General features: G+C 27.8%; 14 protein-coding genes and 1 rRNA gene. 1 reads left to right on the plus strand and 14 read right to left on the minus strand.

Features of this window, described 5'->3' with window-relative positions:
* Positions 1-2: 2 nt before the first annotated feature.
* The 12 genes from asrA to HCG76_RS13050 form a co-directional block, all read right to left on the minus strand.
* Positions 3-1,016, minus strand: a complete 1,014-nt coding sequence (gene asrA / locus HCG76_RS12995; protein WP_221700812.1) for an anaerobic sulfite reductase subunit AsrA — start codon at positions 1,014-1,016, stop codon at positions 3-5.
* Positions 1,017-1,183: 167 nt separating this feature from the next.
* On the minus strand, positions 1,184-1,864 hold the full coding sequence (locus tag HCG76_RS13000) for a PHP domain-containing protein (protein ID WP_221700811.1): 681 nt from the start codon (positions 1,862-1,864) through the stop codon (positions 1,184-1,186).
* Between the two features lie 131 nt (positions 1,865-1,995).
* A complete protein-coding gene (gene rplT, locus HCG76_RS13005) occupies positions 1,996-2,355 on the minus strand; it encodes a 50S ribosomal protein L20 (protein WP_221700810.1) in 360 nt (119 codons plus the stop codon).
* Between the two features lie 26 nt (positions 2,356-2,381).
* Positions 2,382-2,579, minus strand: coding sequence for a 50S ribosomal protein L35 (rpmI, locus tag HCG76_RS13010; protein ID WP_005211352.1), 198 nt, complete (start codon positions 2,577-2,579; stop codon positions 2,382-2,384).
* Between the two features lie 20 nt (positions 2,580-2,599).
* Positions 2,600-3,121, minus strand: coding sequence for a translation initiation factor IF-3 (gene infC / locus HCG76_RS13015; protein ID WP_221700809.1), 522 nt, complete (start codon positions 3,119-3,121; stop codon positions 2,600-2,602).
* A gap of 237 nt (positions 3,122-3,358) precedes the next feature.
* Positions 3,359-4,324 (minus strand): TRM11 family SAM-dependent methyltransferase, encoded by a 966-nt coding sequence (locus HCG76_RS13020; protein ID WP_221700808.1) that lies wholly within the window; start codon positions 4,322-4,324, stop codon positions 3,359-3,361.
* A gap of 19 nt (positions 4,325-4,343) precedes the next feature.
* On the minus strand, positions 4,344-5,576 hold the full coding sequence (locus HCG76_RS13025) for an NAD(P)-dependent oxidoreductase (RefSeq protein ID WP_221700807.1): 1,233 nt from the start codon (positions 5,574-5,576) through the stop codon (positions 4,344-4,346).
* Positions 5,577-5,788: 212 nt separating this feature from the next.
* Positions 5,789-6,361: a hypothetical protein gene (locus HCG76_RS13030; protein WP_221700806.1), complete on the minus strand. Its 573-nt coding sequence runs from the start codon at positions 6,359-6,361 to the stop codon at positions 5,789-5,791.
* A 160-nt stretch (positions 6,362-6,521) separates the two neighbouring features.
* Positions 6,522-7,715, minus strand: a complete 1,194-nt coding sequence (locus tag HCG76_RS13035; protein WP_221700805.1) for an acetate/propionate family kinase — start codon at positions 7,713-7,715, stop codon at positions 6,522-6,524.
* A gap of 123 nt (positions 7,716-7,838) precedes the next feature.
* On the minus strand, positions 7,839-8,720 hold the full coding sequence (locus HCG76_RS13040; protein WP_221700804.1) for a DUF6734 family protein: 882 nt from the start codon (positions 8,718-8,720) through the stop codon (positions 7,839-7,841).
* Between the two features lie 30 nt (positions 8,721-8,750).
* A complete protein-coding gene (locus tag HCG76_RS13045) occupies positions 8,751-8,942 on the minus strand; it encodes a hypothetical protein (RefSeq protein ID WP_221700803.1) in 192 nt (63 codons plus the stop codon).
* Between the two features lie 74 nt (positions 8,943-9,016).
* Positions 9,017-10,108, minus strand: coding sequence for a ribose-phosphate pyrophosphokinase (locus HCG76_RS13050; protein ID WP_221700802.1), 1,092 nt, complete (start codon positions 10,106-10,108; stop codon positions 9,017-9,019).
* 329 nt (positions 10,109-10,437) lie between these two features.
* On the opposite strand from HCG76_RS13050, the gene HCG76_RS13055 reads away from it, so the two are divergent.
* A complete protein-coding gene (locus HCG76_RS13055; protein WP_221700801.1) occupies positions 10,438-11,043 on the plus strand; it encodes a methyltransferase in 606 nt (201 codons plus the stop codon).
* A 351-nt stretch (positions 11,044-11,394) separates the two neighbouring features.
* On the opposite strand, the gene HCG76_RS13060 is transcribed toward HCG76_RS13055, so the two are convergent.
* Both HCG76_RS13060 and rrf read right to left on the minus strand, forming a co-directional pair.
* Positions 11,395-12,009 carry a DUF488 domain-containing protein gene (locus HCG76_RS13060; RefSeq protein WP_221700800.1) on the minus strand — a complete coding sequence of 205 codons (615 nt, stop codon included), beginning with the start codon at positions 12,007-12,009 and terminating at the stop codon, positions 11,395-11,397.
* A gap of 331 nt (positions 12,010-12,340) precedes the next feature.
* Positions 12,341-12,415: ribosomal RNA gene (rrf, locus tag HCG76_RS19625) — 5S ribosomal RNA — on the minus strand; the annotation flags it as partial.

The raw sequence follows: 12,415 nt of genomic DNA on the forward strand, positions 1-12,415 counted from the left end.
TTTTACTCCCCCCTTTGCTTACTCTTAACAAATTGAGTTACTTTATTCATAGCTGTAGATATTGATATATATTGAGGGCATACATCATCACATCTTCCACAACCTACACACATTTGCGGTCCAAATCTTTCACCATAATCATACATTTTGTGCATAGTCTTATATCTCATTCTATCCCCATTTCTTACCCTAACATCATGACCTCCTGCCATTAAAGAAAAACCTGGTATCTGACACGAAGCCCCTACTCTTCTTCGTTCTCCACACCTTAAATTGTCCTGACTTACTATATCCTGCATTGTATAACAAGAACAAGTTGGACAAGAAAGATTACATCTTCCACAAGCTATACATCTATAATCATACTCTCTCCATAACTCTGCCTCTGCTACCTCTAGAGGATTCAGTTTTTCTGGTAATGTTACAGTTACATCATTAGAAGATACAAATTCAATATTAAAGTCTGCCTCTTCTCCTATAAAAATATCCTTAAACTCTTCATCTTTTACATCTACATACACATCACCCTTATCAACTTTAATACCTAAAGAATAATCATCTGTTTTATTGGTACCAAAGCTTACACAAAAACAATTTCTAAAGCTTTCTGCACATCCTATCACCACTATTTTCACCTTATCTCTAAGCCTTTTATAATAATAATCTGGTTCTTTTCCATTCTTTAAATAAACATTATCTATTCTATGTAATCCATGAACATCACAAGATCTCATAAATACCAACATTTTTCTTTTATCTATTGTTGGAATTTTATATTCATCTTCTGTGTAATAAAATAATGTTTCTGTAACAGGCATAACTACTTCTTTAGCTGTAAAGTGTGATTTACGATCAAATTCAATCTCATTAATACTTTTTACTTCTTCATATCTAATTACATCTGTATCTGAATATTGACCAGCATATGGTATAGATACTGGTGCTATTACTTTATACTCACCTTTAATTTCATTAAGTATTTCATCAAATTTTTGAACAGTAATTTTTATTTTCATTAGTTACCACCTCTCTTTGTCATAAAAATATTTTTTGTAAAATTCTTCATTTATATTCATCTATTATCATTTGTTTATATATATAAATAAATTCATAATTATTTTAGATTAAATAAAAAATGATCTATATCTAACCAACCTAATTAAAAGTTATTTAGATATAGACCTTAAATTAATATATTTAAAAATCTTTCTATTTCTTCACTATTTAAATATACATCTCCTATCATTCCATGAATTCTATAGGCTTCAATAAAATTATGGAAATCTGATCCAGCTGTATAAATAATATTTCTTTTATTTGCAATATCTATAAAATACTTAGTATCCTCTTCTGAATTTTTAAAATATTTTGCTTCAATCCCATCAAACTTTATATTAATAATATTATCAAAATCTTTTTTACATAAAAGCACAGGATGAGCAAGTACTACTACTGCTCCAAAATACCTTAATATATCAACACCAGTTTGAACACATAGCTTATTCTTAAAGCCACAAAAATCTATTTTATCTTCAAATCCTCTTCTTATATCCTTAATTCTTTGCTGCTTAACCTTTAAAAGTACTTCCTTTAATAAATCATTCTTATAGCTATCATCTTTAAAGTATCCCAATACATGTACCCTGCAATCATTATATCTAGTAGATAATTCTACACCTGGTATTACAGCAACATTATTTTTTTTACCTTCTATAATAGCTTCATCTATACCATCTGTATTATTATGATCTGTTATTGATATTATATCCATATCTCTCTTCTTGGCCAAATTAATTATTTGACTTGGCATTAAGCTGCCATCCGAATAAGTTGAGTGTATATGAAAATCACCTTTATTATACATATTACTTATTTTCATCCTAATATTTATCTCATATATATTATATTCATAATAATATATTATTGTTTTTAAATTAGAACTTATTTTATTTCAAAAAAAAAGCAATCCTTTCGGATTGCTTTATGCAAATAAAATTATTTACTTAATTGAGCTTTTGCAGTTTCTACTAAGTTTGCAAATGCTTTTGGATCGTTGATAGCTATTTCAGATAACATCTTTCTGTTCATGTCGATTCCAGCTAATTTGATTCCGTTCATGAATTTTGAGTATGAAAGACCGTTCATTCTTGTAGCAGCATTAATTCTTGCTATCCATAATCTTCTGAAATCTCTCTTCTTTAATCTTCTTCCAACGTATGCATTTCTTAAAGCTCTGATTACAGATTCGTTAGCAGTTCTGAATAATCTGCTCTTCCCACCGTAGTAACCTTTTGCAAGCTTTAAAACTTTTTTATGATTCTTACGAGCATTTACCGCTCTCTTAACTCTTGCCATTTTGTATTCCTCCTAAGTCCTCTATATTATAGGTATGGTAATAATTTCTTCATTGCTTTTTCTTGAGTAGTTGAAACGTAAGCTGCTTTTCTTAAGTTTCTCTTTCTCTTAGCGCTCTTCTTTGTTAAGATATGGCTCTTGAAAGCTTTTGCTCTTTTTAACTTTCCAGTACCAGTCTTCTTAAATCTTTTTGCTGCACCTCTGTGCGTTTTCATTTTTGGCATGATAATATTCTCCTCTCTGGTTATGCTTTTTTAGGGGCTAATACCATAGTCATGTTTCTTCCTTCTTGTTTAGCTGCTTTTTCAACAGTACAAACATCTTCAAGTTTTGAAACAAAGTTTTCTAAGATTTTTAATCCTAGGTGACCTAATGTTGCTTCTCTACCTTTGAATCTAACAGTGACTTTAACTTTATCCCCGTCTAATAAGAACTTTCTAGCATTCTTAGCTTTAATAGCAATGTCATTTTCTTCAATAGTTAAACTACATCTGATTTCTTTAATAACAGTTACTTTTTGCTTTTTCTTAGCCTCTTTTTCCTTTTTAGATTGCTCGTAAATGTATTTGCCTAAATCCATTATTTTACATACTGGTGGCACTGCAGTTGGAGAAATCATTACTAAATCTAAGTCCTTCTCTTCTGCTATTTGTAGAGCTTCATTTCTTGAGATAACTCCTAATTGACTACCATCTGAATCAATTACTCTTAACTCTCTTTCTCTAATACTTTCATTACAAGTAAAGTTTTTACTGATAACATTCACCTCCGATAAAATCTATCAAGAAAAATATATAAATAAAAGGGCAGCATAATTGCCGCCCTCGTATTATTTAGAAAATCTAGACTTTCTTCTAGATAAAAATCCAATAAACTCATTACCTTACTAAGCTTAGCCGTAAGGCGAGAAACGGCTGTTTCTTCTTGACGAAACTTATTATAGCATCGTCTTAACATATTGTCAAATCTTTTGTTTTATAATTTTGTTTCTTAAAAATATGATTTATACACAAATACTAATCTGTCTCGTCATATTTCCTTTTGTCATGTAGCACTTTTCTACTATTTTGAAGCCTGCTGAAATTATTAAATTATCCATATCTTCAAATGTTATTATAACTAGTTTACGAGCAATTTTTCTTGAAGTATTAATTATTTCTATTTGTTCCTGTATAGTTACAGGTGAAAATAATCCATAAGGAATATCAACTATGGCAACATCAAAAGTTTCATTTATATTATGCATATCCCCACTAGTTATTATCTCTCTATTATACCCTAGAAATTCTATATTATTCCTAGCATTACAGGCAATAGATTTACTAATTTCATAACCTTTTACATCAATACCTAAATCAAGTGCTTCTATAACAACTGTTCCAATTCCACAACACGGATCAACCAATGTTAATTCTCTATTATCTCCAACAGCTATATTTACTAATGCTCTAGCCATTCTTAACGGCACTGCATTTGAATATGAATATGGCTTATCATTATGTTTTTGCCATTTAAAATTATTTTTTATAAGTTCTCCAAAAATCCACTTATCTTTTACTTTTGTAATTGCTAACTCAATCTTTGGATTATGTATATCTGGGAATCCAGTTACAACAAAGCCAATTTCCCTTATAGCTTTAAGACGTTCTTCATAAGAAACATCTCCATTCTCACTCTTTATATAATTAACTTTAAAGTCATCATATGATATTTTATTTTCTTTTATTTTATTAATTATGTGTTCTAACTTTTCTTCTATATATATTGAAGAAATTTTTAATTTAATAAATGGACTTCTTGATGGATCAAAATTTTTTTCTGAAAACAAATATTTTTCTTTAGGTTCTATTCCAAAAATACTTCTCATTTCCATATTACATAATTCTTTTTCCATCTCAGAGCAATTAATAAAATAAAAGTTGTCTTTTGGGGTGTTTTCACACTCACTACTTACTATTTTATTGCTCACTTCAACACCCCCTATTTTTTTATTTTTTATTACAATATTCCTCAATGGAATCTGCAACTACTTTTGCATATGCTACAGCATGAACTACAGTATTAGCTCCTGTTACAACATCACCAGATGCAAACACACCATCTTTTGTTGTATGTCCCTTATCATCTGTAAGCAATAATCCCCATTTATTAGTTTCAAGACCTGTAGTATTAGCAACTATATTCTTTCTTGGTGATTGACTTACTGCAATAATTATAGAATCACAATTAAATATTCCTTCAGTTCCTTCTAATGTAACAGTGTTTATTCTTCCATCTTCAGTAACTTCATTTTTTGTTTCAATATATTTAATTCCTTCTTCAGTTAGCTCTAGTGGTGCTTTAAATAATTCAAACTTAACTCCATCTTCCTTTGCCTCTTCTAACTCAACTTTAGTACAAGGCATATTTTCAAAGCCCTTTCTATATACCACATAGACTTCTTCTGCTCCACTTCTTTTAGCTACTCTAGCTGCATCCATAGCAACATTTCCTGCTCCTATTACAGCAACTTTTTTCCCTAAATTATATACTTGTGGTGATTTTAAATAATCAATAGCATAATGAACATTTCCTAAAGATTCACCTTTAATATCTAAAGTTTTAGGATTCCATACTCCAGTTCCTATAAATACAGCTTTATATCCATCAAAGAACAATTTATCAAGTGTAATTACTGGTCCAATTAAAGTATTAGGTCTTATTTTTACTCCAAGTTCAAGAAGAATTTCTTCATATCTATCTATCATTGAATTTGGTAATCTATATTCAGGAATTCCATATCTAAGTACTCCTCCTATTTTTTCATGAGCATCAAAAAGAGTAACTTTAAATCCCTTTCTAGCTAAAGCAATTGATAATGTAATCCCTGCTGGACCTGCACCAATTATTGCAATACTTTCATTTCTTTTCTCTATACTTTCAAATTTCACTTTATATAAATACTCTTTAGAAATATATTCTTCAATTTCACAAAAGCTAACAGGTTCACTTTTTATACCCCTAATACAATTTCCCTTACATTGGTCTTCATGTGGACATACTATAGCACAAGCTGCTGATAATGGATTATTATTAAATAATATTTCACCAGCTTCCATTATCTTATCTTCTTTAAAAAGCTTAACTACCTCTGGAATTTCTGTGCTTATAGGACAGTTTGCCTGACATCTAGCATTTTTACATAATAAACATCTATCTGCTTCTAATAATAATCTTTTCATTTGCATCTCCCTTAACTAATCACTTTATTAAGTGAAAAGTGAAGAAGTAAGAGTGAAAAGTGAGGGGAAAATTCAGCTAAGCTGAATTAAAATATATATTTTAAGAAACTGCAATGGCAGTTTTAACCTTAACTAATCACTTTTCACTTTTCTCTCTTCACTCTTACCTTTAATAGCTTTCATATTTTTTCTTCTTTAGTAAGTTATAAAATTTATTTAAGTATATCTAATACATAGTTCTTAAATTCTTCAAAACTTACTTTTTCAGTACTAGTTCCCTTATTTAACTTATTTGTAGCAAAATTATATTCTACTGTTCCATAACTAAACTTCGGGCTTGATATAATAACAATATCTTCATTTGCACTAAATATTGCTTTATTACCCATTGATATTTTACATAATTCTAAAAAGCTTTCTTCATTATTTAATTTTCCTTCATTAATCTTATTTAAAACAAAATTAAATAATGAATATCCTCCGCCTAATGATATCATACTATTATTTTCAATATAAAATACTTTATCTGTATTGTAAAAATATTTCATTTTTCCAAAGTTAACAGTTTTAAATTGAGAATTTAATTCTACACCTGCTAAATCATACTTATTAATTTCATCTTCAATAGATTCCCAAGCAATCTTTTGTTCTATAGCATTATTCTTAACTACTGAGTTAAATTTAAGAAGAGAGCTCTCCATATCTTTATCTGTATATATAATATTTTCATTTATTGCTACATTAAATTCTCCATTTTCATATGTTAAAGTTATTTTATTTCCCATAATAATCTCCTTATCTAATTAATAATAATTATTATTATAACATATACGTTATTATTAAAATACTCCATAAATTTTATATTCATTCATTAGTATTTCCAAAGTATAAAAATAGTGTGCTTAAGATTATTAAATAATCTTTATGGCACACCATTTTTCTAATTTACTTAACTAACTTTGCTGTATCTCTAGCAATCATTAATTCTTCATTTGTAGGTACTACATATACCTTTACTCTAGAACCTTCATTAGATATTTCTTGAATTTCACCTCTTAATTCATTTTTCTCTTCATTAAGTGTAAATCCAAAGAATTCTAAACCATTTAATATTTCTTTTCTTGTAATAGCAGAATTTTCTCCTATTCCAGCAGTAAATACTATAACATCTATACCGCCCATTGCTCCAGCATAAGCAGCAATTTGAGTTCTAACCTTATAATAGAATATTTCTAAAGCAAGTTTTGCTCTTTCATTACCAGCTTCTCCAGCTGCTAAAACATCTCTAAAATCTGATGATACTCCTGAAATTCCTAAAACTCCAGATTTTTTATTTAATAATTCATCTACTTGCTCTATTGTATATCCATGTTGTTCTATTAAGAAACTAATAACAGATGGGTCTATACTTCCTGATCTTGTTCCCATCATAACTCCTGCAAGTGGTGTGAATCCCATAGATGTATCTACTGATTTTCCATTCTTAACAGCAGCTAATGAACATCCATTACCTAAGTGACATGTAACTATTTTTAAATCTTTTATATCTTTTCCCATAACTTTTGCTACTTTATTTGAAACATATTTATGAGATGTTCCATGGAATCCATATTTTCTTATTCCATATTTTTGATATAAGTCATATGGTAATGGACAAATATAAGAATGCTTTGGCATTGTTTGATGGAATGCTGTGTCAAATACTGCTACCATTGGAGTATTTGGCATTAACTCTTTACAAGCCTCAATTCCTATAACATTTGGTGGGTTATGTAATGGTGCAAGCACTATACAATCCTTAATTGATTGTAAAACTTCATCATTAATTAATACTGAATCTGAATATTTTTCTCCACCATGAACAACTCTATGCCCTACTGCTGAAATTTCATCCATAGACTTAATAACTCCATGAACTGGATCAATTAATGCTTCTAATACTAACTTTATTGCGTCTTTATGGTTCTTTATTTCTGTATTTATTACATATTTATCTTTTCCTTCAACCTTTTGAGTTAATACAGATCCTTCAATTCCTATTCTTTCAACTAAGCCTTGAACCATACACTCTTCTGTGCTCATATCTATTAGTTGATATTTTAAAGATGAACTACCACAATTTATTACTAAAGTTTTCATTTTCCCACACTCCTTCGAAAAAATTATTATATATATATATAATAACACTAAATCTTTTAAATAATTAAAAAGATTCATTATTCTATTTTATCTGAAAACTCTGTGAAATACTCTCTTCTATATCTATAAAAAATTTTTAACTTCTTCATAATATATCTTTAATTGTTCAATATTAGCTATTACTTCTTCATATTTAGGAAAATCTTTAATTATTCTAACAATACACCTTATACAAAACTCTTTCCTTTTATTAAAATCACTTCTCATTTCCTTCTTATATCCCCATGTATGAGTAAATAATTTTTGCTTATTAGAAAATAATTCTTCTAAAGTCATTATTTCATTAATATCGATATTTTTCATCTTAGCACACATGGATATTAATCTTTGTTCTGCAAAAACCATATTAGCTATTTTATCACTATTATTATCTAAATTCTTCATAAAATTTATAGCTGATTCTGTATAATATTCTTTTAAATTTTCATTTGAAATATACATAAAAGCAGTATTACTAGGTAATACTGTCCAATCTAATCCTTTATCTAAAAAATATCCATCTTTAAATTTAAAAAATTTTTTATTGGGATAAACTTCTTTTATTATTTTTTCCTTATGAATTACACTTACTTGTGTGTTCTTCAAAATCTCCCTTATATTTTCCCAAACTATAAAATCAGTATCAATCATTACACATGGTGATTTTTGTTCTTTTAATGCATATAACTTTCCTGCTGCCCAAAATACACTACTATCTATATTATAATCTATATTATCTAAAGATATTTCAATTCCTAAATCCCATATATTTTCTAATCCCATACTCTTATAATAATTAGCACCAATTTCATCAGTAATCATTTTTATACTTCCATTCTTTTCTCTCCACTTTAATGCTGAAAGAATAGTTGTTAATATTTCAAAATCTTCTACATAATAATCCATATGTGGATTTATTGTAAAAAATGGTTTAGTCCAGTTTGAATGAAATGCTTCTATCATCATATCTTTCCTTTCTTCAGTAATCTATCTAATTTATATAAGATTTAGACCATATCCTCCTACACCAGATACATTATATTCTGAAGAAATACTTTTACTATTCTTTTTACTGATTGTTGAAATATAATTCCAATTACATTCACTTATTCTATTTATACTTTCCTCTTTATTTATACGTTTTTTCTTATTATAATCCTTAATTTTATAGCTTAATTTTTCTCTCATACTTTCTCCTCAAAAAAAATATTATAGCACAGCAAATTACCATCAATTTACATATGCTATAATATATTATATTCTTATTCTTCTAATAAGTCACGTATTACTCTTGTTGCATCCATATAAGAAGCAATAGACTTGTCATAATTTAATTTATTTATTATTTTTGATACTAATTCTGACATATCTACAGCTCTATACCATTTAGAGTCACGTAATTCTTGTGGTATATATGTTAAATTAGTAGAGTATACTCTAGTTATTATTCCATCTTCACAGAATCTGTGGAACTTTTCTAATCCTTCTGTAAAGAATGCAAAAGTTGTTGCTACATAAACATTTCTTGCTTTTCTTTCTTTTAGTTCAACAGCTATATCAAGTACTGATTCGCCTGATGCTATCATATCATCAACTATTAATACATCTTTTCCTTCAACATCTCTTCCCATATATTCATGTTGTACTATAGGATTTTTACCATTTACTATTCTAGAGTGGTCTCTTCTCTTATAGAATAACCCTACATCTACCCCTAAAACACTTGAATAATAAATTGCTCTATCCATAGCCCCAGTATCTGGACTTATAACTATAAGCTTGTCTTTGTTTAACTCTAATGTATTTTCATTCTTTATAAGAGATTTTACTATATCATAAGTTGGATAGAAATTCTCAAAAGATAATAGAGGAGTTGCATTTTGAACATTAGGATCATGTACATCAAATGTAAGTACTTCGTGTACTCCTAGTCTTTCTAATTCTTGAAGTGCTAATGCACAATCTAAAGATTCTCTTCCCTTACGTCTATGTTGTCTTGACTCATATAAAAGTGGCATTATTACTGTAATTTTTGCCGCTTTCCCCCTAATTGCAGAAACAGTTCTCTTTATGTCTTGGAAGTGCTCATCTGGACCCTTATGATTAACGAATCCAAACATCTTATATGTACAACTATAATTACCAATATCACATAAAATGTATATATCCTTACCTCTTACACTTTCTGATATTTTGACCTTTCCCTCTCCGTTAGAAAATCTTATTTCATTAATTGGTATTAGGAACGATTCAGTAGTATTTCTCTTTTCTTGGATAAATTTATCAATTGCATTTCCAAGTTCCTTACAACTTTCTAAAGCTATTATTCCTAATTCATGTTTTAATTCTGACATCAAACTTTCCCCTTTACATTAAAATTTCAAAGATTCAAATTTAATAATATATACTATATATAATATATACTATATAATGTATAGTATATATTATTTTAATAAAATTCCAATCATTAATAGTATATACCAAACCCGAATATTAATAAATACTTATATAAAAATATTCTATTTTATTGTCATTTTTATTAACCTTTACTATTTTTTTCGCATATTTTTTCACTTTTTGTCAATATATCATTTAATTTAAGAACAAATATTGATTAATATTTATATTTGATATAATTTATAAATACACTATTAAAGTTATAAATAATAAAAGGAGCTTATTTATGAATGATATACAATATGAAAAACTACTTAATATAAAAACAACAGGAGAACAACAAGGTTTCTACGAATCACATCATTACAATAGATATGAAGCCACATCTTATCTAGCTTTGGATTCACTCTTTAAACAGTATACATTAAATACTTCTGATCATTTAATAGATTTTGGCTGTGGAAAAGGAAGATTAGCTTTTTATATAAACTATTATTATAATTCATTCGTTACAGGAATAGAAATGAACAATAATTATTATGACATATGTGAAAATAATAAAAAAAGCTATTTTAAAGCTTTCTCAAAATCTAAAGATAAAATACAATTCTTAAATATTTTTGCAGAAGATTATAAAATATTACCACAAGATAATAAGTTTTATTTTTTTAATCCATTTTCAATACAATTATTTATAAAGGTTTTAAATAATATTTTAATTTCAGTAGAAGAAAATCCTAGAGAAATAGATTTAATTTTCTACTATCCCTCTGAAGAATATATATATTATATAGAAAACTATACAGCACTAACCCTAAGACAAGAAATACCTGTACATAACCTTTATCTAGTTGATAAGCGCCAAAAATTCTGCGTATATACACTTAATTAATAAACTGCGAACTACAGTGAGAACGAAAAATGGAATATTACTTTTCCGGTAAGCGGTGAAATTTTCACTTTGAATTTATATAATTGATTCCATAAAATTTGCTAAAGTTTTTAAACTAGCTAGCGCGTCAAACAGTAAAAACTTCTTCACGCAAATTTTACTACATCAATTATTAAATTCTACAGCTTAATTTCAATGCTTCTCTCCAAATTAATATTTCATTTTTTCTCTTCACTGTTTTTCTTAGTTTCCCGACTTATAGTTAACGACTCCTGCTACAAATTTGTATTACAAGTCGTTAACTTTATGGGGATTCTGCTTAAATTGTAGACTTAAGCTTTAGTTCGCAATTTATTTCAAGTGTTCTATACGGTAGCCTATTTCTTTATTAGCCATTTTATATCCTTCTTCAATCATTTCATCTCTATTTAAACTTTCTCCAGTTAAATCAGCAATAGTCATCTGTCCTCTATTACTAAAATATTTATCTAAAAGCATTTCTTCTATATCCGTTTGTGATGCAATAGAATAATCATCTAATATATGTTTAACATTAAAGCCACATGTTTTTAATGTCTTACCTACTAATATTGAACGATGACACCTTATGGGTTCTTGCATTGCTCCTAATAATGCTATTTTATATCCCTTATTACATCCATTTTTTAATCTTTCTATACCTTCTATAAACTCTTTTTCTTTTATTACTTTTTCAAAATCAGAATATCCTTCTTCATTATAAGATTGCTTGTTTATTCTATTAGCTGCTAATTCTTTACCCATATATACGTAAATAAATCCAGCTTTATTTAAAGTATATTTTATAGTTTCCTTATCAAAATGAATATTATATTTTGAATAAGGTGTACCTCTAATATCAACAACACAATTAATATTATAATATTTTAACATATCGATAAGTCTTTCAATTGAATAATTAGAATGTCCTATAGTATATATATCCATGTCTCTCTCCTAGTAAATTTTATTTTATATTATAATTATGTTTATATTAATTTATTTTTATAACAAAAAAGTATATAACCAATATACTACATACTTTATATATTAGACATTAATTGATTTTAACGAAAAAAAAGATACTTAGTATAAACTAAGTATCTTCTACCTGGCAACGTTCATCGGGACAATTTTTTACGCTTCGATTAATCTCCACTAAATTACCCGAAAAAGGCATAACATGTCTTTTTCCTCTCCCAGTGGTAGGTAGAACGTTGAATTCTACTATTTTTTAATTTAAAATAAAAAAAAGTACTTAGCTTTAAACTAAGTACTTACCTGGCAACGTTCTACTCTCCCACACAGTCACCCGTGCAGTACCATTGACGCTGTAGAGCTTAACTTTCCTGTT

Origin of the sequence: Clostridium sp. K13, assembly GCF_019734195.1 — a bacterium.
Lineage (GTDB): Bacteria > Bacillota > Clostridia > Clostridiales > Clostridiaceae > Clostridium.

Excerpts from the sequence above, each read along its gene's own strand:
- asrA (WP_221700812.1), bottom strand. The coding sequence starts at position 1,016 with ATGAAAATAAAAATTACTGTTCAAAAATTTGATGAAATACTTAATGAA.
- HCG76_RS13000 (WP_221700811.1), bottom strand. The coding sequence starts at position 1,864 with ATGTATAATAAAGGTGATTTTCATATACACTCAACTTATTCGGATGGC.
- rplT (WP_221700810.1), bottom strand. The coding sequence starts at position 2,355 with ATGGCAAGAGTTAAGAGAGCGGTAAATGCTCGTAAGAATCATAAAAAA.
- rpmI (WP_005211352.1), bottom strand. The coding sequence starts at position 2,579 with ATGCCAAAAATGAAAACGCACAGAGGTGCAGCAAAAAGATTTAAGAAG.
- HCG76_RS13025 (WP_221700807.1), bottom strand. The coding sequence starts at position 5,576 with ATGAAAAGATTATTATTAGAAGCAGATAGATGTTTATTATGTAAAAAT.
- HCG76_RS13030 (WP_221700806.1), bottom strand. The coding sequence starts at position 6,361 with ATGGGAAATAAAATAACTTTAACATATGAAAATGGAGAATTTAATGTA.
- HCG76_RS13035 (WP_221700805.1), bottom strand. The coding sequence starts at position 7,715 with ATGAAAACTTTAGTAATAAATTGTGGTAGTTCATCTTTAAAATATCAA.
- HCG76_RS13040 (WP_221700804.1), bottom strand. The coding sequence starts at position 8,720 with ATGATGATAGAAGCATTTCATTCAAACTGGACTAAACCATTTTTTACA.
- HCG76_RS13045 (WP_221700803.1), bottom strand. The coding sequence starts at position 8,942 with ATGAGAGAAAAATTAAGCTATAAAATTAAGGATTATAATAAGAAAAAA.
- HCG76_RS13050 (WP_221700802.1), bottom strand. The coding sequence starts at position 10,108 with ATGTCAGAATTAAAACATGAATTAGGAATAATAGCTTTAGAAAGTTGT.
- HCG76_RS13055 (WP_221700801.1), top strand. The coding sequence starts at position 10,438 with ATGAATGATATACAATATGAAAAACTACTTAATATAAAAACAACAGGA.
- HCG76_RS13060 (WP_221700800.1), bottom strand. The coding sequence starts at position 12,009 with ATGGATATATATACTATAGGACATTCTAATTATTCAATTGAAAGACTT.